General features: G+C 71.4%; 19 protein-coding genes and 1 rRNA gene. 9 read left to right on the top strand and 11 right to left on the bottom strand.

Annotation, left to right across the window (positions count from 1 at the left end; translation table 11 throughout):
* Positions 1–291 precede the first annotated feature (291 nt).
* A complete protein-coding gene (locus tag ACIO3O_RS17885; RefSeq protein ID WP_401746589.1) occupies positions 292–858 on the top strand; it encodes a DJ-1/PfpI family protein in 567 nt (188 codons plus the stop codon).
* Between the two features lie 73 nt (positions 859–931).
* On the opposite strand, the gene ACIO3O_RS17880 is transcribed toward ACIO3O_RS17885, so the two are convergent.
* Together ACIO3O_RS17880 and ACIO3O_RS17875 are read right to left on the bottom strand one after the other, a co-directional pair.
* Positions 932–1,585 (bottom strand): HAD family hydrolase, encoded by a 654-nt coding sequence (locus ACIO3O_RS17880; protein ID WP_401746586.1) that lies wholly within the window; start codon positions 1,583–1,585, stop codon positions 932–934.
* 66 nt (positions 1,586–1,651) lie between these two features.
* Complete coding sequence (locus ACIO3O_RS17875) at positions 1,652–2,161, bottom strand: DUF6912 family protein (protein WP_401746584.1); 510 nt, start codon at positions 2,159–2,161, stop codon at positions 1,652–1,654.
* Between the two features lie 310 nt (positions 2,162–2,471).
* Between ACIO3O_RS17875 and ACIO3O_RS17870 the strand changes: the two genes are divergently transcribed.
* Positions 2,472–2,888: an Rv3235 family protein gene (locus tag ACIO3O_RS17870; protein WP_401746581.1), complete on the top strand. Its 417-nt coding sequence runs from the start codon at positions 2,472–2,474 to the stop codon at positions 2,886–2,888.
* Positions 2,889–2,956: 68 nt separating this feature from the next.
* Here the strand turns inward: ACIO3O_RS17870 and secA are convergent, their stop codons facing one another.
* A complete protein-coding gene (secA, locus tag ACIO3O_RS17865; protein ID WP_401746578.1) occupies positions 2,957–5,776 on the bottom strand; it encodes a preprotein translocase subunit SecA in 2,820 nt (939 codons plus the stop codon).
* Positions 5,777–6,032: 256 nt separating this feature from the next.
* Here secA and ACIO3O_RS17860 point away from each other — a divergent pair, with 256 nt between their 5' ends.
* Complete coding sequence (locus ACIO3O_RS17860) at positions 6,033–6,668, top strand: GNAT family N-acetyltransferase (protein ID WP_401746575.1); 636 nt, start codon at positions 6,033–6,035, stop codon at positions 6,666–6,668.
* Positions 6,669–6,677: 9 nt separating this feature from the next.
* Positions 6,678–7,847, top strand: a complete 1,170-nt coding sequence (locus ACIO3O_RS17855; RefSeq protein ID WP_401746572.1) for a winged helix-turn-helix domain-containing protein — start codon at positions 6,678–6,680, stop codon at positions 7,845–7,847.
* A gap of 57 nt (positions 7,848–7,904) precedes the next feature.
* Here ACIO3O_RS17855 and ACIO3O_RS17850 read toward each other — a convergent pair whose 3' ends face one another.
* The 7 genes from ACIO3O_RS17850 to mtnA all read right to left on the bottom strand — a co-directional run bounded on the left by ACIO3O_RS17850 (position 7,905) and on the right by mtnA (position 17,034).
* A complete protein-coding gene (locus ACIO3O_RS17850; protein WP_401746569.1) occupies positions 7,905–8,678 on the bottom strand; it encodes a response regulator in 774 nt (257 codons plus the stop codon).
* Between the two features lie 223 nt (positions 8,679–8,901).
* Positions 8,902–9,597, bottom strand: a complete 696-nt coding sequence (hpf, locus tag ACIO3O_RS17845; protein WP_401746566.1) for a ribosome hibernation-promoting factor, HPF/YfiA family — start codon at positions 9,595–9,597, stop codon at positions 8,902–8,904.
* Positions 9,598–9,910: 313 nt separating this feature from the next.
* Positions 9,911–10,876, bottom strand: coding sequence for a ComF family protein (locus ACIO3O_RS17840; protein WP_401746563.1), 966 nt, complete (start codon positions 10,874–10,876; stop codon positions 9,911–9,913).
* 191 nt (positions 10,877–11,067) lie between these two features.
* Positions 11,068–12,972, bottom strand: a complete 1,905-nt coding sequence (locus ACIO3O_RS17835) for an LpqB family beta-propeller domain-containing protein (RefSeq protein ID WP_401746561.1) — start codon at positions 12,970–12,972, stop codon at positions 11,068–11,070.
* On the bottom strand, positions 12,962–15,193 hold the full coding sequence (mtrB, locus tag ACIO3O_RS17830) for an MtrAB system histidine kinase MtrB (protein ID WP_401746558.1): 2,232 nt from the start codon (positions 15,191–15,193) through the stop codon (positions 12,962–12,964). The genes ACIO3O_RS17835 and mtrB overlap by 11 nt, the downstream gene beginning before the upstream one ends.
* A 1-nt stretch (position 15,194) precedes the next feature.
* Positions 15,195–15,884 carry a two-component system response regulator MtrA gene (gene mtrA / locus ACIO3O_RS17825; protein WP_189823911.1) on the bottom strand — a complete coding sequence of 230 codons (690 nt, stop codon included), beginning with the start codon at positions 15,882–15,884 and terminating at the stop codon, positions 15,195–15,197.
* A gap of 4 nt (positions 15,885–15,888) precedes the next feature.
* A complete protein-coding gene (gene mtnA / locus ACIO3O_RS17820; protein ID WP_401746556.1) occupies positions 15,889–17,034 on the bottom strand; it encodes an S-methyl-5-thioribose-1-phosphate isomerase in 1,146 nt (381 codons plus the stop codon).
* A 149-nt stretch (positions 17,035–17,183) separates the two neighbouring features.
* Here mtnA and ACIO3O_RS17815 point away from each other — a divergent pair, with 149 nt between their 5' ends.
* The 5 genes from ACIO3O_RS17815 to ACIO3O_RS17795 are packed head-to-tail and all read left to right on the top strand — an operon-like array spanning position 17,184 to position 22,687.
* Positions 17,184–18,455 (top strand): glycerophosphoryl diester phosphodiesterase membrane domain-containing protein, encoded by a 1,272-nt coding sequence (locus tag ACIO3O_RS17815; protein ID WP_401746553.1) that lies wholly within the window; start codon positions 17,184–17,186, stop codon positions 18,453–18,455.
* A 7-nt stretch (positions 18,456–18,462) separates the two neighbouring features.
* Entirely contained in the window at positions 18,463–19,167 is a 705-nt protein-coding gene (locus tag ACIO3O_RS17810; RefSeq protein ID WP_401746551.1) for a DUF4129 domain-containing protein, read from the top strand.
* Positions 19,164–20,378: a DUF4350 domain-containing protein gene (locus ACIO3O_RS17805; protein WP_401746549.1), complete on the top strand. Its 1,215-nt coding sequence runs from the start codon at positions 19,164–19,166 to the stop codon at positions 20,376–20,378. The genes ACIO3O_RS17810 and ACIO3O_RS17805 overlap by 4 nt, the downstream gene beginning before the upstream one ends.
* Complete coding sequence (locus tag ACIO3O_RS17800) at positions 20,375–21,361, top strand: AAA family ATPase (RefSeq protein WP_401746547.1); 987 nt, start codon at positions 20,375–20,377, stop codon at positions 21,359–21,361. The genes ACIO3O_RS17805 and ACIO3O_RS17800 overlap by 4 nt, the downstream gene beginning before the upstream one ends.
* A 15-nt stretch (positions 21,362–21,376) precedes the next feature.
* Positions 21,377–22,687, top strand: coding sequence for a DUF58 domain-containing protein (locus tag ACIO3O_RS17795; protein WP_401746545.1), 1,311 nt, complete (start codon positions 21,377–21,379; stop codon positions 22,685–22,687).
* Between the two features lie 118 nt (positions 22,688–22,805).
* On the opposite strand, the gene rrf is transcribed toward ACIO3O_RS17795, so the two are convergent.
* Positions 22,806–22,898, bottom strand: a 5S ribosomal RNA gene (rrf, locus tag ACIO3O_RS17790); the annotation flags it as partial.

The following is a 22,898-nucleotide window of genomic DNA, read 5'->3' as shown; positions in this document are numbered from 1 at the left end:
CGGGCGAAGGCCGGGGGCTGCACCGCCCCCGAGGCGTATCGCGCTGATCACGGCACCAGGCTATCCCTCCTTGCCCGGGAGGCGTTATTCGCGGGGCGTTGGACAAAACGCGGAGGAGTTCGACGCTTTGTCCATTCCGGCACAGGGGCCCCGTGTGCCTCGTCGGTCACGGCGTGTGGAGTCCGGTGGGCGCGTGGAGGGGTCCGGCACGCGCACGCCCCCTTGGCAAAAGCGGCGCCCGGGGGCACGTTGGCCGAACCACCGTCCACTCCCCCTCTCCGCGGAGCTGCCATGTCAGCGAAGATCCTCATCGTCACGGGCGATGCCGCCGAAAGCCTCGAAGTGCTCTACCCCTACCAACGGCTGCGCGAGGAGGGGTACGACGTCCACATCGCCGCACCGGCCCGCAAGCAGCTGCGCTTCGTGGTGCACGACTTCGAGGCGGGCTTCGACACGTACACCGAGAAGCCCGGCTACACCTGGCCCGCCGACCTCGCCTTCTCCGAGGTGGACCCCGGCAACTACGTGGCGCTGGTGATCCCCGGCGGCCGCGCCCCCGAGTACCTGCGCAACGACCCCGAGCTGCGCAAGATCCTCAAGTCGTTCTTCGACACCGACAAGCCCGTCGCCCAGATCTGCCACGGGCCGCTGCTGACCGCGGCGGTGGGCGCGCTCAGCGGTCGCAGGGTCACCGCGTATCCGGCGCTGGAGCTGGACATGCAGAGTGCCGGGGCGACCTTCCAGGACGCGGAGGCGGTCGTCGACGGCACGCTGGTGTCGGCGCGCGCCTGGCCGGACCACTCGCGCTGGATGCGCGAGTTCCTGACCGTCCTGCGGGCGAAGGCCCCGGTGACCTGAGCACCCGCGCCCCGGGGCCTGGGGCCCGGGCACCGGGCGCCAGGAGCCCCGGGGTGGCCTGTGCGCGGGGCTCTCAGGCCGCCATGTCCTCCGCTATGCGCACCGCGTCCGTCAGCGAGTCCACCACCGGCACCCCGGCGGCCTCCAGCACGGCCCGGCTGTGCGAGCCGCCCGTGTAGAGCACCGCGCCCGCGCCGACGTGCGCCGCCGCCAGGGCGTCGTCGACCGCGTCGCCGATGACCACCACGCGCGCCGGGTCGACGTCCTGAAGGGCGGCGAGGTGGCGCACCATGTGCTCCGCCTTGGTGCCCCCGGAGGGACCGGTGCGGCCGTCGACCCGCACGAAGTGGCGCTCGATGCCGTAGCCGCGCACCACGGGCACCAGCTCGTCGTGCCCGTACATGCTCAGCAGCGACTGGCTGCGCCCGGCCGCACCCCAGCCGGTGAGTATCTCCTCGACCCCGTCGGTCAGCCCGCAGGCCGCCCGCAGTTCGACGTAGTGCCGGTGGAAGGCGGCGTCCATGACGAGCCATTCCGCGTCGGTGGGCAGGCGGCCCATCAGCCGCTCGTAGAACCTGGGGATCGGTATGCAGTACAGCTCGCGGTAGCGCTCGACGGTGATCGGTGCCAGGCCGATCTCCGCGAAGGCGGCGTTCGAGGCCCCCACGACCGCGTGGATGTCGTCGAGCAGTGTGCCGTTCCAGTCCCAGACCAGGTGCGTCCTCATGAAAGAACGTTACCCACCGCCACTGACAAAGCCACTGACCAGGGTGCGGACCCCCGCCCGGGCACCTCAGCCCAGCAGCCCGGGAATCTCCTGCACCCCGAACCACAGCAGCTCGTGGTCCTCCGCGCCGTCCACCACGAACTGCGCGTCGTCGTCCCCGAGGTCCGCAGCCCCCAGGGCGGCGGCCGCGGCCGTCACGTCCTCGCGCGCGTCGTCGGCGTCCGCGTGCACGGCCGCCGCCTTCTTCAGCGGTACGACTCCCTCGACGCGCACCTCGCCGATGGCCCCGGCGTCCATCCCCCGCCCGTCGGGGTCGGCGGTCACCAGGGTGTCCGCGACGTCCGCGGCGACCACGATGCGGCGGCGCTCGGCCGCGGGGTCCCCGGCGACCAGCCGCAGCGAGGCGGCCGCGGCGCGCCCCAGGGCGGCGTACTCCAGCTCCTCGATGTCGTCCGAGACGTACCACTCGCGCAGGCCCGGCGTCACCGCGTACGCGACGAGCGGTCCGGGCCCCAGCTCACCGGCCTTGTGCGCCGCCGCGAGACCGGGAAGGGTGAGAGGTACGTAGACGCGCATCGGGGCCGCTTTCGTCGTCGCTTCCCTGGCCGGAAGGGCTTCTCGACAGGGCAACAGCTGGGCCTCAAGAGTACGTTCCGGGTCCCCCATCAGGGCGGCGGTCCCCCCGCGCGGCCGTCCACCCGGCGCCGCACGCCCCCCGTGCCCGCCCCGCCCCCGGGTCCGGCGGCCACCCTGATAGGTGATTCGGCCAGTGGTGCGCCGGGGCCCCGTGCGCCTCTTGCCGCCGGGCGGCCCGGCCCCGTACAAGATGCTCCACCAGAAGTTACCGCCCGGTATCCCACCGGCCCGGCAGAGCGGGGCGATCTCCATGCACAGCACGACGACCCGGCCCGGCACCACCCGTCGCGACTCCCGCGGCCCCTCCGGCGCCCGCACCCGGCCGCAGGCCCCTCGCACCCCGCAGCGACAGTTCGCGGAACTGCTGCTGGCCGTGCTCAGCGGACAGCGCCCGGCGCACAGCATGCTGAACCTGATGTTCCGCGACGCCTACGACCAGCTGCTCGACCACGCCCCCAGGACACCGTTCCGCACCCGGGGCGTGCGCCCCGTCGTGCGGCACTGCCGCGGCTTCAGCCCCCGCCCCGGCGTCATCGAGGCGTGCGCCGGCATCGGCGCCGGCGAACAGGTGCGCGCCATGGCCTTCCGGCTGGAGCAGACCCCCGACCGGCGCTGGCGCTGCACCGCCCTGGAGCTGGGCGGCGAAAAGGCGCCCGCGAGGGCCTGAGAGGGCGGGAAACACCGCCGGGCGCGCACCCCCGAAGGAGCGCGCGCCCGGAAACGTACCGCCAGGAACTACTTCTTACGGCGACGGCTGCCCGCGGCCTTCTGCGCCTTGCGACGCTCGGCACGGGTCATGCCGTCGGACTCCGAACGGGTCGGCCCGTCGGCGCCGGCGTTCTCGAAGTCGCCCTCGACGATGCCGCCCTCGCCGTCCACGGTCGGCGCGGAGAAGTGCAGCCGGTCCGGACGCTGCGGAGCCTCCAGGCCCTTCGCGTGGATCTCCGGACGCGAGGCGCCCGCGGGCACGGCGTCCTCCTTGGTGAGCGAGGGACCGTCCTGCACCGGGACCTCCTCGACCTGCTGCTCGACCTGGACCTCCAGGTTGAACAGGTAGCCGACGGACTCCTCCTTGATGCCGTCCATCATGGCGTTGAACATGTCGAAACCCTCGCGCTGGTACTCCACCAGCGGGTCCTTCTGCGCCATGGCGCGCAGGCCGATGCCCTCCTGGAGGTAGTCCATCTCGTAGAGGTGCTCGCGCCACTTGCGGTCCAGCACGGACAGCACCACGCGGCGCTCCAGCTCGCGCATGATCTCCGAGCCGAGCTGCTTCTCGCGGGCCGCGTACTGCTCGTAGATGTCGTCCTTGACGGACTCCGAGATGAACTCCGCCGTGATCCCGGCGCGGTCGCCCGCCGCGTCCTCCAGGTCCTCGACGGTGATCTTCACCGGGTAGAGCTGCTTGAACGCGCCCCACAGGCGGTCCAGGTCCCACTCCTCGGCGAAGCCCTCGACGGTCTCGGCCTGGATGTAGGCGTCGATCGTGTCGTCCATGAAGTGCTTGATCTGCTCGTGCAGGTCCTCGCCCTTCAGGACACGACGGCGCTCGCCGTAGATGACCTCGCGCTGGCGGTTGAGGACCTCGTCGTACTTCAGGACGTTCTTGCGGGTCTCGAAGTTCTGCTGCTCGACCTGCGACTGTGCGGAGGCGATGGCACGGGTGACCATCTTGTTCTCGATCGGCACGTCGTCGGGGACGTTCGCCATCGCCATGACGCGCTCGACCATGGCCGCCTTGAACAGACGCATCAGGTCGTCGCCCAGCGACAGGTAGAACCGGGACTCGCCCGGGTCGCCCTGACGGCCGGAACGGCCGCGCAGCTGGTTGTCGATACGGCGCGACTCGTGCCGCTCGGTGCCCAGGACGTACAGGCCGCCGAGCGCCTTCACCTCGTCGTGCTCGGCCTTCACCGCGGCCTCGGCACGCTCCAGGGCGGCGGGCAGCGCGGCCGCCCACTCCTCGATGTGCTCCTCCGGGTCCAGGCCCTGCTGGCGCAGCTCGGCCTCGGCGAGGTCGTCCGGGTTGCCGCCGAGCTTGATGTCCGTACCGCGACCGGCCATGTTCGTGGCGACGGTCACGGCACCCTTGCGGCCGGCCTGGGCGATGATCGGCGCCTCACGGTCGTGCTGCTTGGCGTTGAGCACCTCGTGCTGCACACCGCGCTTGGCGAGCTGCTGCGACAGGTACTCGGACTTCTCGACCGAGGTGGTGCCGACCAGGATCGGCTGGCCCTTCTCGTGCTTCTCGACGATGTCGTCGACGACCGCCGCGAACTTGGCGACCTCGGTGCGGTAGATCAGGTCCGACTGGTCGATGCGGACCATGTCCCGGTTGGTCGGGATCGGCACGACGCCCAGCTTGTAGATCTGGTGGAACTCCGCGGCCTCGGTCATCGCCGTACCGGTCATGCCGGACAGACCGTCGTAGAGGCGGAAGAAGTTCTGCAGGGTGATCGTGGCGAGGGTCTGGTTCTCGTCCTTGATGTCCACCCCTTCCTTCGCCTCGATCGCCTGGTGCATGCCCTCGTTGTAGCGGCGGCCCGCGAGCACACGGCCGGTGTGCTCGTCGACGATCATGACTTCGCCGTCGATGACGACGTAGTCCTTGTCCTTCTTGAAGAGTTCCTTGGCCTTGATCGCGTTGTTGAGGTAACCGACGAGCGGGGTGTTGACGGCCTCGTAGAGGTTGTCGATGCCCAGCCAGTCCTCGACCTTCGCGACACCCGGCTCGTGGATGGCGACGGTGCGCTTCTTCTCGTCGACCTCGTAGTCGCCGGTCTCCTCGATGCCCTTCAGCGGGTTGCCCGGCTCGCCCTTCTTCAGGCGGGTCACGAGCTTCGCGAAGTCGCCGTACCACTTGGTGGCCTGGTCGGCGGGGCCGGAGATGATCAGCGGCGTACGGGCCTCGTCGACGAGGATCGAGTCGACCTCGTCGACGATCGCGAAGTTGTGGCCGCGCTGGACGAGTTCGTCCTGCGACCAGGCCATGTTGTCGCGGAGGTAGTCGAAGCCGAACTCGTTGTTCGTGCCGTACGTGATGTCGCAGGCGTACTGTGCGCGGCGCTCGGCCGGCGACATGTTCGCGATGATGCAGCCGACCTCCAGGCCGAGGAACTTGTGCACCCGGCCCATCAGCTCGGAGTCGCGCTCGGCGAGGTAGTCGTTCGTGGTGATCAGGTGCACGCCCTTGCCGGACAGTGCGTTCAGATACGCGGGGAGCGTGCCGACGAGGGTCTTGCCCTCACCGGTCTTCATCTCGGCGACATAACCGAGGTGCAGCGCGGCGCCGCCCATCAGCTGGACGTCGTAGTGGCGCTGGCCGAGGACCCTCTTGGCCGCCTCGCGGACGGTCGCGAAGGCCTCGGGCAGCAGGTCGTCGAGGCTCTCGCCGTCGGCGTGACGCTGCTTGTACTCATCGGTCAGGGCGCGCAACTCGGCGTCGGAGAGGTTGACGAAGTCCTCTTCGATGGAGTTGACCTGGTCCGCGATGCGGTGCAGTTTGCGCAGGATCTTGCCTTCGCCTGCACGCATGAGCTTGTTGAAGACGGACACTGAGGCTGGTCTCCTTGCCGGTCGGGCCTGTGCACTGGGTCGGTGTGACTTCTGGTCGGTACTGACTTTGGCGCGGGCACGGCAGGCGGGCCCCACCGCAACGGCCATCGTAAGCGAGGACCCAGCCGCCCCGGGAGGTCCACAGCTGTGAAGGCGCACCACTGTCAACACGGTGAACGTCCCGCGCCGCCCGAAGGTGCCGGGCAGCACTCGAAAAGTGTTCGCTCTCGGCACGGGCCGGCACCAGAATCCGTTCATGGAACCCTTCGTACTGAGCACAGAACGCCTCGAACTGCGGCCCTTCGCGGCCGCCGACACGGACGAGGTGTTCCGGACCGTCCAGGACCCCGACATCCTGCGCTGGACCACCCTTCCTTCACCGTACGAGCACACGGACGCGGTGTTCTTCGTCGAGCAGATCTCCGGCGAGGGCCTGCGCACCGGCACCGGCTTCCACTTCGCGGTGCGCCCGCGCGGCGGCGGCGAACTCCTCGGCGCGGTCGGCATCGGCTTCCACCTGGCGCCCGGCACCTGGGAACTCGGCTACTGGACGGCGAAGCCCCACAGGGGACGCGGTTGCGTCACCGAGGCGGCGACCGAGGTGATCCGCTGGGCGCTCGCCACCCTGGGCGTCGACCGGATCATCTGGCGGGCGGAGGTCGGCAACGAGCCCTCGCGCGCCGTCGCCCGCAAGCTGGGCTTCACCATGGAGGGCGTCCAGCGGGCCGCCACCGTCCACCAGGGCACCACCCGGGACGCCTGGGTCGGCTCGCTGCTCCCCTCGGACCTGGGCCTGCCGGGACTGCACCCGTACCTGCCCGCACGAGGTGCCGGGGAGCTCCCCGCGCCCGCTGCCGACGGCCCCGCGCTCGATGTCAGTGCCGCCCTCTAGGCTGTTTCCATGACCTTCCAGCCGCCCGCAACGGTCGCCCTCTCCGCCGACGAAGCACGCCGGATCGCCTTGCGCGCACAGGGATTTCTGGGTGCCCCCGACCGCCGCGCGGGAGTCCGGGGCGTGCTGCGGCACCTGGGCGCGGTGCAGCTCGACACGATCTCCGTGCTGGCCCGGTCGCACGAGCTGATTCCGTACGCCCGCCTGGGAGCCGTCGAGCGCCGCACGGTCGAGGACGCGTACTGGTCGCAGGAGACCCACGCCTTCGAGTACTGGTCGCACGCGGCCTGCATCCTCCCGGTCGAGGAGTGGCCGCACTTCGCGTTCCGCCGCCGCGCCTACCGCGCCCGCCCGCAGTGGCACCACGAGCTGAGCGACGGCGCGTACGACCGCGTGATCAAGCAACTGCGCGCCGAAGGCCCGCTCACAGCCACCGAGTTGGGCGGCGCGAAGAACGGCGGCGAGTGGTGGGACTGGTCGGAGTCCAAGGTCGCCGTCGAACGCGCCCTGATGCACGGCGACGTGGTCTGCACCCGGCGGCGCGGCTGGAAGCGGGTGTACGACCTCGCCGAGCGCGCGATCCCCGAGGCCTTCCAGCACGACGACCTCTCCGACACGGAGTGCGTACGCCGCCTGGTCGGCCTCGCCGGACGCTCCCTGGGAGTGGGCACCCGGGAGGACATCTCCGACTACCACCGGCTGAAGAACGCCCAGGTGGACGAGGTGATCGCGGACTCGGGTCTGGTGCCGGTCGAGGTCGAGGGCTGGGGCAGGCCCGCGTGGGCGGACCCGCAGGCCCTGGCCACCGTCCCGCGCGGACGGCACCGCACGACGCTGCTGTCGCCCTTCGACTCGCTGATCTGGGACCGGCCTCGCACGGAGCGGATCTTCGGCTTCACGCACCGCCTGGAGGCGTACGTCCCCAAGCCCAAGCGCGTCCACGGGTACTTCGCGATGCCGCTGCTGGCGGGCGGCAGGCTGCTGGGCCGGGTCGACCCGGCCCGCGAGGGCTCCGTGCTGGTGGCCCGGCAGGTCTCGGTGGAGTCCGCGAAGGCGGTGGGGGACATGGCGAAGGCCCTGTGGGAGGCGGCGTCCTGGGTCGGCTGCACGGAGGTCCGCCTGGACCGCACGACTCCCGCGGAACTGCACGCGCCGCTGAGGGCGGCGCTGGACGCGTAGCGGGGGGTCCGGCCGGGGGGCGACCGGCCGACGGGGGGCGGCCGGTGGGGGTTCCGGCTAGCGGATCTCCAGGATCTTCTCCCGCATCGCGTACACCACGGCCTCCATGCGCGAATGCAGCTGGAGCTTCTCCAGGATGTTCCGCACGTGGTTCTTCACGGTGTTCTCGGAGATGAACAGCTCCTTGGCGATGTCCCGGTTGTTCATCCCGGTCGCCACCAGCTTGAGCACTTCCAGTTCGCGATCGGTCAGCCGGGGCGCGGGCACCAGCCGGCGCTCGTCGGACCGCTGGATCATCGACTTGAACTCGGTGAGCAGTTTCGACGCCATCGAGGGGCTGATCTGCGACTGCCCGTCGGCCACCGCCCGGATCGCCGTGGACACCTCGTCCGTGGAGATCTCCTTCAGCAGGTACCCCGTCGCACCGGCCTTGATCGCGTCGTAGAGGTCGGCCTCCTCGTCGCTGATCGTCAGCATGATGATCTTCGCGCTGGGTGCCACCTCCTTGATCGAGGTGCATGCCTCGATCCCGCCGCGCCGGGGCATCCGCACGTCCATCAGCACGATGTCCGGCAGCAGGTCGGCCGCCTTGTCGACGGCCTCCGCGCCGTCCCCGGCCTCGCCGACGACCTGGATGTCCTCCTCCTGCGCGAGGACGATCTCCAGCCCGCGCCGGAACAGCGCGTGGTCGTCGACCACGAGGACCCTGATCGGCTCCTTGCGGAACGCGCCCTCGTCGCGGCCTTCGTCACGGTCGCCCGCGCGGCTCGGACCGCGGTCAAGATTCCGGGCGTAGTCGCCGCCGTGCACCGGACCGAAGCTGTCCGCCATCGTTCCTCCCCCTGAGGCCATGGCCCGAAGTTCGTGTGCTGCGCCAACCACGGTCCGCAGAGCACTTCTTGACTTGCGGTGACATGATTCCATGCCCCGGCGTCGGAGCGGTCGCTTCAGGACTCGCTTCAGGGTGCACACACCGGTGTCCCCGGAGGTGCGGACACTCTCCGGGGACACCACCTTCAGGTGGTACGGCGGCTCGTGCGCCGCCTGGGGACACTCATCCGCCGAGTGCGCCGCCCGCGCCGCCGGCCTCGGACTCCGCCAGCGGGTCGGTGTCGAGGTGGATGACGCCGTAGTCGTAGGCGTGTCGCCGGTAGACGACGCTCGGTCCCTTGGTCTCCGCGTCGACGAAGAGATAGAAGTCGTGGCCGACCAACTCCATCTCGTACAGCGCCTGGTCGAGCGACATGGGTGCGGCGACGTGGGTCTTCTCGCGGACGATCAGCGGCCCGTCGCCCTGTACCTCCAGCGAGCCGATCTTCTTGGTGGGCACGCCGCCGTCCGACTCGGCGTGGTCGACGACGAGTTGGCCGTCGCCGTCGATGACCGCCGCGTCGGGAACCGCCGCACCGACCTCGGCGGCGGAGAGCCTGCCGGTGCCGCGACGGGTGTGCCGCTTGTCGTGCTGCTTGCGCAGCCTCGCTTCGAGCTTTCCGGTCGCCAGGTCGAGCGCCGCGTACGGGTCGCCCGCCGATGCCTCGGCCCGGATCACGGGACCGCGTCCGTGGACCGTGATCTCCACACGGTCGGACCGGTCCGCCTGCCTCGGGTTGGGCTCCTTGGACACCTCCACGTCGAGGCTGATCACCTTGCCGTCGAGCTTCTGGATCCTCTCCAGCTTGAGCTTCTCCGCCACGTGCTTGCGGAACCGCTCGGGTACCTCTGTCTTGCGGCCCTTGACGACGATGTCCACGCAGAACTCCGTTCCCGGATTGCTCCGCTCGCTGCGGAGCGTCTCCCTTTTTGCACCAGACTCCGGTTCAGTCCCGAAGTCTCGGACTAGGCGACTTCCTCTCCTCCTCCCCCGTGGGGAAGATCCACACCCCCGACTTTCGGGGCGCGAGGGAAAACCTGAAGCACGGCAGTGCAATAAGTGAGGCACAGCGACCGCTATTCCTCACTTCTGAACATAGCCCGCCCGGCCGGGTATCGGCACCCGCTACCGGCACGTACCTCCGTTCAGGTGGTTTTTCCCTCTCACTACCTGCAACGATGCAAGTTCCCGCTCAGTTCCAGTTTATTTCGAAAGATTTCGGCGGAGCCGCGACAACCGCTGCCGCGATCGACGGGAATCCACTATTGCCGGGCCTTCCCGCAGGCGTACGGAAGTACTCCCCGGACCTTCCGGGTCTCCCCCTGCGCCTGGCGTACGCACCCGGCCGGGCCCGCAGCGCACGCGCCGCCTCGGCCCGCAGTGCACGCGCCGCCTCGGACAGCGACGCACCGGTGGTCATCAGGTCGTCCACCAGGACCACCCGGGAGACCGCCCGGAAACCCGTCCGGCCGCCCACCAGCAGCCTCGTACCACCGGGAACCACCTCCAGGGCCCCGGCCAGGTTCGCCAGCCGCTCACGGGCGTTCAGGCCCGCCTGGTCACCGACCCGGCGAGACTGCCGCAGCACCGGCGCCACCCGGGCCGGCGTCCCGCTCCGGCGCAGCTCACCGGCTGCCACGAAGGCGATCCGCCGCACCGGGTCCTGCCCCCGCGCGGCGACCGATCGCCGGGCGGACGGCACGGGTACCAGCACCAGTTCCTGCATCGCGTCCACTGGGGGTGCACTTACCCAACCGCCCGGGGGATACGCCCCCGGGGGCTCCCCCTCCTCCCCCTCCCCTCCCTCCCCACCCCACCCACGCCCCACCCCCACCACCCCTCCACCCGCCTCCCCCGCCGCGCTCCGCACCGCCCCCGCCAACGCCCGCCCCAGCACTCCCGCCAGGCCGAGCGCGCCGCGTTCCTTGTGCGCGAGGAGCACCGCCCTGGGGGCGTCCTCGTAGCGTGCCGCCGCGTGCACGACGGGCAGTCCCGGCGGTTCCGGCGAGGGCCGTACGCGCCCCGGCTCACCCCCGTACACCGCCCCGGCGCACTCCGCGCAGACCCCGGACGGCTCCCGCGGTCTGCCGCACCCCGCGCAGGCCACCGGCAGGACCAGAGCGGTGAATTCCCGCCAAACTCCCCGTAATTGCTTCATGTCTTCACTGTGCCGGGGAGCTCCCCCTCCCGCCACCCCTGTGGACAACGCACGAAAGCGGGCCCAACCCCCTGTGGAAAACCAGGAGTCGAGCCCACCGTCACACCTCACCGCAGCGACCGGTCGCACCTCACGGAACCAACCGAACGCACCCACCGAAGCGCTCCCCACGCACCCCGGCGGCCCCGCCCCTACCCCGGATAGACCGGCATCGACCCGGCATCGACCAGCGTCTTCCAGTTCGCCCCCGGCGGCAGCCGCACGATCCCGTCGTCCTTCGTCTGCGCCAGCACCGCCGCCCCCTCGGCGTCCGAGGCGGCGACGGCCGTCACCTGGTTGGCGCCGGGCAGCAGCCCCTCCGCCGAACTGGAGCCGTCCGTACGGACGTACCGCATCTGCTGCACTCCCCCGGCCTCCCGCCCGGCCACCACGAGCCGGCTCTGCCCGGCCCAGGACATCGCGGTCACGTCCTCCATCTGCGGGGCGGCGGACCGCAGTCCCACGATCCTGACCTCGGGGCCACCGGGGCCGTTGGTGCGGTCGACCCGTCCGATCTTGAGCGTCTTGCGCTGGTCCTTGCCCACGACGAGCAACGCGACCCGCACCCCGTCCGCCGACACCCGCAGCGAGTCGACGTACCCCTCGCCGAGGCGCTCGATCGACACCGGCTGCGCGGTGCCCCGGCCGTCCACCAGGCGCATCACGCGCGGCCGCCGCTGGTCCCGGTCGGCGAACCACAGGTCCCCCATGCCGTCCCAACTCGGCGCGGACAGTGTCTCCCTGGCCCCCGGATCACTGCGGTACGCCGTCCTGGCTTCGGGCGCACCCGCCATGATCGGCCCCACGTTCAGCCGGTGTCCGTCGTCCATCACGGCGGCCACGTTCTTCTCGTCGCGGGAGATCCCGGCCGACCGCACGACCATCCGCCGCTCGCCGATCGCCCCCGGCACCGCCTCCTGCGGCCCGTTCTCGCTGGCGCTGAGCATGCGCACGAGGTGTCGTTCGTTGTCCAGGAAGTACAGGTGGTTGGGCGAATCGGCGACACCGCCCGGTGCGTAGACGCTGGCGCTGCTCTTCTGCAGCGTGCACAGCGACGAGTCGTCGGGCCGCATCATCTCCACCTGATCGATCCGGGTCGAGGACGTCAGGTCCTGGAGTGTGAAGAGGAGTTGGGCCGCCATGTCCATGCAGCGCTTGCGGTCGGCGTCCGCCGACTCCGTGTTGAGCGGCACCTTCAGCGAGTTGTGGTCGCCGATGGGCAGCGTCTTGGTGCCCTTCTTCAGCGCCGCCTTGCTGGGGAAGCGCGAGTAGACCGAGTGGCGCAGCCAGGCGGACGGCCCGTCCATGACCGCCTTCACCGCCTGCGCCACGGGGTCGAGCCGGGTCTGCGGATCGGTGCGCTTGCGTACGTAGACGGGGTCGGCGACCAGCGCGCGCAGCCCGGAGTCGCCCGCGGTCACGGCGAAGTAGTACTTGTTCACGGACCGGAAGATGCGCTGGAAGTCCGACTCGCCGAGCACCAGGCCCGGCGGCGGGTTTTCGATGCGCCACTCCGCGGTGTCCTTCTTCCCCGGCCCCTTCTCCTTGACCAGGTGCAGCGGCTGCTCGTACACACCGGACAGCGGCTGGTACGCGCTCTGCTTGTCCAGCTCGGCGATCCGCTCGCCGGAGATCTTGAACGTGATGGTCCTGCTGTTCTGGCCGGAAGTCGTCTCTGCCGGGTTGGGCACCGCGCCGCTGAGGATGGTGGCGGTGCTGCCGGGGTTCCACGTCTTCGAGGCGTCGCGGGTCAGGTACTTGCGCGCGGTGTCGAAGCCGGGGTCGTCGCTGGTCATGGCCTCCATGAAGCCGTCGACGATGGCCCGGGGGCCGTCTCCCGGGCGCGGCGGCACGCTGTAGACACGCACCTGCGTGTCGACCTGGGGCGACGCCTTGACCTCGCGCACGTCGCCGTGGTCGGGCATGGACCCGCAGCCGGCGGCGGTCAGCAGCAGGCCCGCACCGGCCACCAGTGCGGTGACCCGCAGTCCGCGCGCTGGGACGGTCCTGCCGTCGTTCGTACGGTTCCTGCTGCGGCTGTGCCCCTCAACGCCCACGCGGGCTGTCCTCCCGGTCCCTGTTCCGGGGTGCGCCGCCGGCACTGTCGCGGCCCTCGCGCGCATCCCTGTCGCCGTCGTCCGCGTCACTGTCGCGGCCCTCGTGTGCCGCTGTCGCGGCGGCGTCCCCACCACTGTCGCGTACGTCGGTGTCCCTGTCGTCGCTGTCACCGGCGCCGGTGGCAGCGCGCTCCTCGGACACGTCTTCGCCCGCCCTGCGCGAGACGACCCGTGCCCCGTTGCCCGGCAGCGCCGTCGGGTCGGCCGGAACGGCCGCCGTGCGCGGCGCGGGTATCGGCCCGGCCCGCCGCTCCCCCGTCTGCTGTACGGGGATGGAGCTGATCCGCGTGTTCCCGGCGTCCCGCCCCGCCGCCTGCTCCGCCTCTGCCACGCGGGCGCGTGCCCGCCGCGAGTCCTCGGGCTCCAGCGGGATGGGCGACCCGCGCAGGGGCTCGTCCACGGTGCGCGGCAGGGTCAGCCGGAACTGCGATCCGCCGCCCGGCTCGCCCCAGGCCTGGAGCCAGCCGCCGTGCAGCCGGGCGTCCTCGACGGCGATGGACAGGCCCAGCCCGGTGCCGCCGGTGGTGCGCGCCCGCGCGGGGTCGGCCCGCCAGAAGCGGCTGAAGACGCGGGTGGCCTCGCCCGGTTTCAGGCCGACGCCGTAGTCCCGTACCGCCACGGCGACGGCGCCCTTGGCGGCCCCCAGCCGTACCACCACGTCGCGTCCCTCGCCGTGCTCGACGGCGTTGACGACGAGGTTGCGCAGCACCCGCTCGACGCGCCGGGCGTCGGCCTCGACGACCACGGACTGTTCGTCGCCGACGACGCGGATGACGGTGCCCTTGCGTTCGGCGAGGGGTTCCGCCGCGTCGATCACCCGTCGTACGACCTCACGCAGGTCTATCGGCTCGGCCTCCAGGGCGGCCGCTCCGGCGTCGAAGCGGCTGATCTCCAGCAGGTCGGCCAGCAGTGACTCGAACCGGTCGATCTGCCCGACCAGCAGTTCGGCGGAGCGCGCCGTCACCGGGTCGAAGTCGCTCTTGGAGTCGTGGATGACGTCGGCGGCCATCCGTACGGTCGTCAGCGGGGTGCGCAGCTCGTGCGAGACGTCGGAGACGAAGCGCCGCTGCATCCGCGAGAGGTCCTCCAGCTGCTGGATCTTGAGCTGGAGGTTCTGCGCCATCTTGTTGAAGGCCTCGCCGAGGCGTGCGATGTCGTCCTCGCCGGTGACCTTCATCCGTTCCTGGAGGCGCCCGGCGGAGAGCCGCTCGGCGACGCCCGCGGCCATCCGTACCGGTGTGACGACCTGGCGCACGACGAGCCAGGCGATGGCCCCGAGCAGGACGACGACGAACAGTCCCGCGGTGAGCAGGGTGTTCGTGACGACCTTGAGGGAGGCCTCCTCCTGCGTCAGCGGGAAGAGGTAGTACAGCTGGTACGGGTTGCCGTTGATGTCGTTGAGGCGCTTGCCGATGATCAGGCCGGGCTCGGAGGGCTGCGCTTCGTTGCTGTAGACGATGCGCCAGTTGACCTGGAAGGTCTCGGGGTGCCGGTCGAGGGAGTCGCGCAGTTCCTCCGGGACGCTCTCCAGGGGGTCGACGCCGCCGGAGGCGCGGGGGCCGCGCTGGCTGCCGGATTCGTCGTTGGCGACGCTGAGGGCGACCACGTTGAAGGCTTTCTGGCCGCCGCTGGCGAGCTGTTCCACCAGGTCGGAGCGCCAGTTGGCGGCGTTGCGCACGGCGTTGCCGCCCGCGTTGTTGTCCCTGCCGCCGGCGTCGGGGGCGTTCGCCCGGTCCTGGGCGACGGCGAATCCGCCGCGGGCCTGGTTCTGGGCGGCCTCGACCTTGGACTTGAGCAGTCCGTTGCTGACGGCGCTGATGACGACAAAACCGAGCAGCAGCACCACGCCGAGGGACATCAGCAGGGTGGTGGCGACCACCCGCAGCTGGATGTTGCGCCGCCACAGCCGGATCGCGGGCAGCAGGGGCCGTCGTACGAGGCGTACGACGAGGCGCAGGACGGGCCCGCCGGGGGCCGCGTCCTGGAGGAGGCGACCGCCCTGGCGCAGCCGGCCGGCCCGGGACGTACGCCGTCCCGGGTGGCCGGAGACGCCCGGCGGGGCGTCGTTCCTCGGGCCCCGTGCGGGGCGGTCCGCTGCGGCAGTCCGCTCCGTACGGCTTCCCGGCTCCCCGGGCTTCGGAGCAGCACTGCCTCGGTTCATGTCAGCTCGGTCCGGCCTTGTATCCGACGCCGCGTACGGTCACGACGATCTCGGGGCGCTCGGGGTCCTTCTCGACCTTGGAGCGCAGTCGCTGGACGTGGACGTTGACCAGTCGGGTGTCCGCGGCGTGGCGGTACCCCCAGACCTGCTCCAGCAGCACCTCGCGGGTGAACACCTGCCAGGGCTTGCGGGCGAGCGCGACCAGCAGGTCGAACTCCAGCGGGGTCAGCGCGATCGACTGCCCCTCCCGCTTCACCGAATGACCGGCCACATCGATGACGAGATCACCGATGGCCAGCTGTTCCGGTGCGGGCTCCTCCGACCTCCTCAGCCTCGCCCGGATGCGGGCGACGAGCTCCTTGGGCTTGAACGGCTTGACGATGTAGTCGTCGGCGCCGGACTCCAGTCCGACCACCACGTCCACGGTGTCGCTCTTCGCCGTCAGCATGACGATCGGTACTCCGGACTCCGCCCGGATCAGCCTGCACACCTCGATGCCGTCCCGTCCGGGCAGCATGAGGTCCAGCAGCACCAGGTCCGGCTTGGCCTCCCTGAACGCAGCCAGCGCTTTGTCGCCGTCGGCGACGAACGACGGCTCAAAACCTTCTCCACGCAACACAATGCCGAGCATCTCGGCGAGTGCGGTGTCGTCGTCAACTACGAGAACGCGACCTTTCATAAACGCCATCATCCCATTAGCTCATCGTTGCCCGTGGTGACCTGGCACACAGCTCCGCGAGAGCGGTCCCGGTCACCGGTGAGACGGCGCCGTCCTCGGTGACGAGCGCCGTCACCAGTTCCGGTGGTGTGACGTCGAAGGCGGGGTTGTACGCCTGTGTCCCGAGCGGCGCCACCACCTGCCCGCCGCCCCCTTCCGTACCCGTCGCCGAGAAGCCCCCGGTGAATTCCGTCACTTCGAGCCCGGACCGCTGCTCCACCTCGATCGCCGCCCCGTCCGGGGTCGCCAGGTCGACCGTGGTCAGCGGTGCGACCACGATGAACGGCACGTGGTGGTACTTGGCGAGGACCGCGAGCGGATAGCTCCCCACCTTGTTCGCCACCGAACCGTCCGCCGCGATCCGGTCCGCGCCGATCAGCACGGCGTCCACCTCGCCCGCCGCGAACAGCGAGCCCGCCGCGTTGTCGGTCAGGAGGGTGTACGCCATGGAGTGGCGGGCCGCCTCGTACGCGGTGAGCCTGGCGCCCTGCAGCAGCGGCCGCGTCTCGTCCACCCACAGCCGCCGCAGCCGCCCCTGGCGATGCGCCGCCAGCGCCACGGCGAACGCGGTGCCCTCGCCGCCGGAGACCAGTGCACCGGTGTTGCAGTGGGTCAGGATGCGGTGGCTGCCGCCGGGCAGCAGCTCGTCGAGGAGGGCGAGCCCGTGCCGGGCCATGGCGGCGCTGGCGGCGGCGTCCGCCCGGTGCAGTTCCCGGGCGGCGTCCAGCCCGGCCTGCGCGGCCCCGTCCTGGCCGAGCCCCTTCTCCAGGGCGGCGGCGTGCGCCCCGGCGGCCTGCCGCACTCCGTACCCGAGGTTGACGGCGGTGGGCCGCGCTCCCGCCAGTTGCGCCGCGGCCTCGTCGACGTCGAACCCGCGCCGAGCGGCCAGCGCCACCCCGTACGCCCCGGCGATCCCCAGCAGCGGGGCTCCCCGTACGGCGAGGCTCTGGATGGCCCGTACGAGCGCGGGCACATCGGTGCAGACCAGTTCGACCTCTTCCACCGGGAGCCGGGTCTGGTCGAGGAGCACCAGGACCGGCCCCTCGGGGGGCTCCTCCCATCGAAGCGAGGGCAGCGTGGGCGGTTCTGCGCCCACCGTGCTGTGCGCGTCGTGATCAGCCATCCGCCCAGTCTGCCCCGTACCGCACCGGGAATTGAAGGTGCGGAAGAGAGACAGGGGATACGGCGGCCGGGCCTCCGGCACACCTCCCATGGCACGATGGCTGGCAACCAGCCGCCGCGTCCGCGGTCGGGCACCGTGAAGGAGCGACGATGAACGACTCTCCGGGCTGGGCCTCGCCCGGACCCGCCCCCTCCGACGGCCGTCCCCCGGAGAACTCCGGGGGCACCGGGCCCGCCGACGGGGCGCCCGAGTCCACGCCATCCGGATCGAAGTGGTCGAAGGAGCAGCCGCCGGCCGGGCAGTGGTCCGCGCCGAGCGCCTCCGCGCCGCGCAGCCACGCCCAGACCCCGCGCCCGCAGGGGTGGAACGGTGCTCCGCAGGGTGGCGGTTGGGGAGCCCCGGGGCCGGGCGGCTGGGGCGGCCCGCCGCCCGCCGCGAAGCCGGGCGTGATCCCGCTGCGCCCGCTGGGCCTGGGCGACATCCTCGACGGCTCGGTGTCCACGGCGCGCGCCCACTGGCGGACGGTGCTGGGCGTCACGGTGGTCGTCGCCGTGCTCGTACAGATAGCGGACGTCCTCCTGCGGAAGTTCGTCCTGCCGTTGCCCGCGGAGATCACCGCCGATCCGGAGTCGAACCCGACCGAGGCGCTGCGCCAGTCCCTCGAAGCGACGCAGGACAGCATGATCAGCATGGTGCCCAGCCTGCTGATCAGCACGATCGGCACCCTCTTCACGACGGCGCTGCTGACCATCGTGGTGAGCCGCTCGGTGTTGGGGCGCTCGGTGTCGCTGGGCGACGCCTGGCGCGAGGCCAAGCCCCGGCTGCCCCATCTGCTGGGCCTGACCCTGCTGCTGACGGTCGGTGCCATGGCGGTCCTGACCGTGGCCGCCCTGCCGGGCATTCTGCTCGGCTCGGTCGGGGGTGCCCTGCTCTCCGCGTTCGGCGTGCTGGCGGCCTCCGTCCTGGTGATCTGGCTGTGGGTCCGCTTCTCTCTGGCGTCCCCGGCGCTGATGCTGGAACGCCAGTCGATCGGCCGGTCGCTGCGCCGTTCCGCGAAGCTGGTGCAGGGCTCCTGGTGGCGCGTCTTCGGCATCCAGCTGCTGACGGCTGTACTGGCGGGCATCGTCTCGATGCTCGTCGTGATGCTGTTCACCTTCTTCGCCCTGCTCGCGGACGGCAGCGGCCTGGACAGCCTGCTGAAGGGCACCACTCCGGAGTTCGGCTGGACGTACCTGATCATCCTCAGCATCGGCGCGGTGATCGCCGCGTGCATCACCTACCCGATCTCCGCGGGCGTGTCGGTGCTGCTCTACATCGACCAGCGCATCCGCCGCGAGGCCCTCGACCTGGACCTCGCCCGCGCCGCCGGCCTCCCCGGCTACGGAACGGAACAGTCGGCCGACCCCACACCAGGGAGCTGATGCGGCGGTGCCGGTGACGGGGGACACTGCCGCGGCCTGGCTCCGGGCCCGCACGGGCGACGATCCGCCCCTGGACATCCCACGCGTCCCCGCCCGCGAAGCGGCGGAACGCGAACTGTCCGAGCCCGCGTACCACGAGCACGACCCGAACCTCCTCCAGCGGGCCCTGGACCGCTTCTGGGAGTGGGTCGGCGGCCTCTTCGACGCGGCCTCCGGGGCCACCCCCGGAGGTCCGCTCGGCCTGGCCGTCATCGCCCTGGTCGTCCTCCTGCTCCTCGCGGCCCTGTGGTGGCGCCTCGGCACCCCGAGCCGCTCCCCGTCCTCCTCGGCCGCCGCCCTCTTCGACGACGGCCCCCGCAGCGCCGCCGAACACCGCACCGCAGCCGAGGCGCACGCCGCTGCCCAGCGCTGGAACCCCGCCGTCCAGGAACGCATGCGCGCCCTGGTCCGCGCCCTGGAGGAACGCACCCTGCTCGACCCGCGCCCCGGCCGCACCGCCGACGAGGCCGCCGCCGATGCCGGCCGCACCCTGCCCGAGCACGCCACCCGTCTGCACGCCGCCGCCCGCTCCTTCGACGACGTCACGTACGGCGACCGCACCGCCGACGAAGCCGCGTACCTCCGCCTGCGCGACCTGGACCTCGACCTGGAACGCACCAAGCCGTCCCTGGCCGACACCACCCCGCCGACCTCCGAGTGGGCCGCCCTGTGACGACCGCGCCGCCCTCCACCTCGACCTCGGTCTCGCCCACCGCCCGCCAGCTCTGGACGCGCTCCCGCGGCCTCCTGGTGTTCCTGGGCCTCGTCCTCCTCTCCGGCATCGTCCTCGCCGCCCTCCAGTCCGGCTCCCGGCACGACGCCCTCGACCCTCGCTCCGCCTCCCCCGCCGGCACCCGTGCCGTCGCGGAACTCCTCAAGGAGCGCGGCGTCTCCACCCGCGTCGTCACCACGCTCTCCGAGGCCACCTCCACCGTCGGCCCCGACACCACCCTGCTCGTCGCCTCCCCGAACCTCCTCACCTCCTCCCAACTGCACAGCCTCCACCGCGCCACCTCCTCCTCCGGCGGCCGCACCGTCCTCGCCTCCCCGTCCAACAGCGCCCTCTCCACCCTGGCCCCGGGTGTGGGCGTCGCCTCCCGCCCCGCACCGGTCGCCGCCCTGGCCCCCCGCTGCACCCTGCCCGCCGCCACCTCCGCCGGTCCCGCAGACCTGGGCGGTCTCCTCTACTCCCCCGCTCCCTCCTCTTCCGGCGCGGACTCCTGCTACCCGGTCGACGGCCGCGCCTCCCTGCTCCGCCTCCCCACTGCCGCCGACGGTGACTCCGTCCTCCTCGGCACCCCCGACTTCCTCCAGAACGAGCACCTGGACCAGCAGGGCAACGCCTCTCTCGCCCTCCAACTCCTCGGCTCCCGACCCCACCTGACCTGGTACCTCCCCTCCCTCGACGACCCCACCGCCACCGGCGAACGAGGTTCCTCCGACGACACCACCAGCGGATTCCTCTCCCAGATCCCGCCCGGCTGGCTCTGGGCGACCGCCCAACTCGCCCTGGCCGCCCTGCTCGCCGCCCTGTGGCGCGCCCGTCGCCTCGGCCCCCTGGTGACCGAACGCCTGCCCGTCGCCGTCCGCGCCTCAGAAACCACCGAGGGCCGCGCCCGCCTCTACCGCCGCTCCAACGCCCGCGACCGCGCTGCCTCGGCCCTCCGCTCCGCGACCCGCACCCGCCTCTCCTCCCTCCTGGGCGTCCCCACCGCCCACGCACACACCCCGGCGCACCTCCTGCCCGCCGTCTCCGCCCGACTCCCGCACTCCGAACGGGACTTCAACTCCCTTCTCTTCGGTCCCACCCCGTCCCACGACACCGGCCTCGTCCGCCTGGCCGACGAACTCGACGCCCTCGAAAGAGAGGTCCGCGCCTCATGAGCGCCCAGCACGCAGAGATCCCCGCCGAGACCCCCGACCGCGCCCGCGCCTCCCTGGAGGCCCTGCGCACCGAGATCGCCAAGGCCGTGGTCGGCCAGGACCCGGCGGTCACCGGCCTCGTCGTCGCCCTCCTGTGCCGCGGCCATGTCCTCCTCGAAGGAGTCCCCGGCGTCGCCAAGACCCTGCTGGTCCGCGCCCTGGCCGCCTCCCTCGAACTCGACACCAAGCGCGTCCAGTTCACCCCCGACCTGATGCCCAGCGACGTCACCGGTTCCCTGGTCTACGACGCCCGCACCGCGGAGTTCTCCTTCCAGCCCGGCCCCGTCTTCACCAACCTCCTCCTCGCCGACGAGATCAATCGCACGCCTCCCAAGACCCAGTCCTCCCTCCTCGAAGCGATGGAAGAACGCCAGGTCACCGTCGACGGCGTGCCCCGCCTCCTGCCCGACCCCTTCCTGGTCGCGGCCACCCAGAACCCGGTCGAGTACGAAGGCACCTACCCTCTCCCCGAAGCCCAGTTGGACCGCTTCCTCCTCAAGCTCACCGTCCCCCTCCCCGACCGCCAGGACGAGATCGACGTCCTGACCCGTCACGCCGAAGGCTTCAACCCCCGGGACCTGAAGGCGGCGGGCGTACGTCCCGTCGCCGGCCCGGCCGATCTGGAAGCCGCCAGGACCGCGGTCGCCACAACCTCGGTGTCCCCCGAGATCACCGGCTACGTCGTCGACATCTGCCGTGCCACACGCAACTCCCCCTCACTAACGCTCGGCGTCTCCCCGCGAGGCGCCACCGCCCTGCTGTGCACCGCCCGCGCCTGGGCCTGGCTCACCGGCAGGGACTACGTCATCCCCGACGACGTGAAGGCCCTGGCCCTCCCGACGCTCCGTCACCGCATCCAACTCCGCCCCGAAGCGGAGATGGAGGGCGTCACCGCCGACTCCGTCATCACCTCCGTCCTCTCCCACGTCCCCGTCCCCCGCTGAGACGGCGACGACCCCATGGCCCTCACCGGAAGAACCGCTCTGCTCGCGGCCCTCGGCTCACTCCCCGTCGGCATCCTCGCGCCGAACTGGTCGGGGATTCTCGCGGTCAATGCACCCCTGACACTCGCAATTCTGTGCGACTACGCTCTGGCCGCGCCAGTGCGAAAGCTCCAATTCACCCGATCCGGTGACACATCCGTTCGACTCGGTGAAACCGCCACAGTCCAACTGGCCGTCACCAATCCCTCCCCCCGCCCTCTGCGAGCCCACGTCCGCGACGCCTGGCCCCCCAGCAGCTGGTCACCCGCCGCCGAGGCAGCGGCCTCCCGCCACGAGGTAGCCGTCCCCGCAGGCGAACGCCGCCGTCTCATCACGGAGTTGCACCCCACCCGCCGAGGCGACCGCCGCTCCGACCGCGTCACCGTCCGCTCCTACGGCCCCCTGGGCCTGGCCGCACGCCAGGGCAGCCACGACGTCCCCTGGAGCGTCCGCGTCCTGCCACCCTTCGCCAGCCGGAAGCACCTGCCGTCCAAGCTGGCCCGGCTCCGCGAACTCGACGGACGTACGAGCGTATTGACTCGCGGCGAGGGCACCGAGTTCGACAGCCTCCGCGACTACGTCCCCGGGGACGACACCCGCTCCATCGACTGGCGCGCGACCGCCCGCCAGAACACTGTCGCCGTACGTACCTGGCGCCCCGAGCGCGACCGCCACATCCTCCTGGTCCTGGACACCGGCCGCACCTCCGCCGGTCGCGTGGGCGACGTCCCGCGGCTCGACGCTTCCATGGACGCGGCACTCCTCCTGGCAGCCCTCGCCTCCCGTGCCGGCGATCGGGTCGACCTCCTGGCCTACGACCGCCGCATCCGCGCCCAGGTCCAGGGCCGTTCCTCGGGCGAGCTCCTCCCCGCTCTGGTCAACGCGATGGCGCCGTTGGAGCCCGAGTTGGTCGAAACGGACACGCACGGCCTCAGCGTCGCGGCCCTCGCCTGCGCTCCTCGCCGCTCCCTCGTCGTTCTCTTCACCGGCCTCGACTCCGCCCCCGTGGAGGAAGGCCTGCTCCCCGTCCTCCCGCAGCTCACCAAGCGCCATACCGTTCTGGTCGCCTCCGTCACCGATCCCCGCGTCGAGGAGATGGCCGCGGCCCGCGGCTCGGTGGAATCCGTGTACGAAGCCGCTGCGGGAGCCCAGACCCAGGAACAGCGCGACCGCACGGCGGAAAAACTGGAGCGGTACGGCGTGACGGTCGTCGACGCCACCCCCGACAAACTGGCCCCTGCTCTCGCCGATGCCTACCTGGCCCTGAAATCAGCCGGCCGCCTCTAGACCTCCGCGTCACGAACAAGCACCTGTCGACAGAAATCCTGAAGGGGATTCCAATCTGCCCCTAAACGCAGAAATGCCCCGTACCGGTTTCCCGGTACGGGGCATTTCTACAATGATTGTTCGGCGGCGTCCTACTCTCCCACAGGGTCCCCCCTGCAGTACCATCGGCGCTGAAAGGCTTAGCTTCCGGGTTCGGAATGTAACCGGGCGT

The organism is Streptomyces sp. NPDC087440 (assembly GCF_044744005.1).
Lineage (GTDB): Bacteria > Actinomycetota > Actinomycetes > Streptomycetales > Streptomycetaceae > Streptomyces.
Note: the sequence above shows the minus strand (reverse complement) of the source record. Positions and strands in the feature narration are given on the sequence as shown.

What these genes read in the sequence shown, in the direction of transcription:
- ACIO3O_RS17880 (WP_401746586.1), bottom strand. Translation starts at nt 1,585, where the DNA reads ATGAGGACGCACCTGGTCTGGGACTGGAACGGCACACTGCTCGACGAC.
- ACIO3O_RS17840 (WP_401746563.1), bottom strand. Translation starts at nt 10,876, where the DNA reads ATGAAGCAATTACGGGGAGTTTGGCGGGAATTCACCGCTCTGGTCCTG.
- ACIO3O_RS17800 (WP_401746547.1), top strand. Translation starts at nt 20,375, where the DNA reads ATGAGCGCCCAGCACGCAGAGATCCCCGCCGAGACCCCCGACCGCGCC.
- ACIO3O_RS17795 (WP_401746545.1), top strand. Translation starts at nt 21,377, where the DNA reads ATGGCCCTCACCGGAAGAACCGCTCTGCTCGCGGCCCTCGGCTCACTC.
- mtrA (WP_189823911.1), bottom strand. Translation starts at nt 15,884, where the DNA reads ATGATGGCGTTTATGAAAGGTCGCGTTCTCGTAGTTGACGACGACACC.
- ACIO3O_RS17850 (WP_401746569.1), bottom strand. Translation starts at nt 8,678, where the DNA reads ATGGCGGACAGCTTCGGTCCGGTGCACGGCGGCGACTACGCCCGGAAT.
- ACIO3O_RS17875 (WP_401746584.1), bottom strand. Translation starts at nt 2,161, where the DNA reads ATGCGCGTCTACGTACCTCTCACCCTTCCCGGTCTCGCGGCGGCGCAC.
- ACIO3O_RS17870 (WP_401746581.1), top strand. Translation starts at nt 2,472, where the DNA reads ATGCACAGCACGACGACCCGGCCCGGCACCACCCGTCGCGACTCCCGC.
- ACIO3O_RS17855 (WP_401746572.1), top strand. Translation starts at nt 6,678, where the DNA reads ATGACCTTCCAGCCGCCCGCAACGGTCGCCCTCTCCGCCGACGAAGCA.
- mtnA (WP_401746556.1), bottom strand. Translation starts at nt 17,034, where the DNA reads ATGGCTGATCACGACGCGCACAGCACGGTGGGCGCAGAACCGCCCACG.
- ACIO3O_RS17860 (WP_401746575.1), top strand. Translation starts at nt 6,033, where the DNA reads ATGGAACCCTTCGTACTGAGCACAGAACGCCTCGAACTGCGGCCCTTC.
- ACIO3O_RS17815 (WP_401746553.1), top strand. Translation starts at nt 17,184, where the DNA reads ATGAACGACTCTCCGGGCTGGGCCTCGCCCGGACCCGCCCCCTCCGAC.
- ACIO3O_RS17885 (WP_401746589.1), top strand. Translation starts at nt 292, where the DNA reads ATGTCAGCGAAGATCCTCATCGTCACGGGCGATGCCGCCGAAAGCCTC.
- mtrB (WP_401746558.1), bottom strand. Translation starts at nt 15,193, where the DNA reads ATGAACCGAGGCAGTGCTGCTCCGAAGCCCGGGGAGCCGGGAAGCCGT.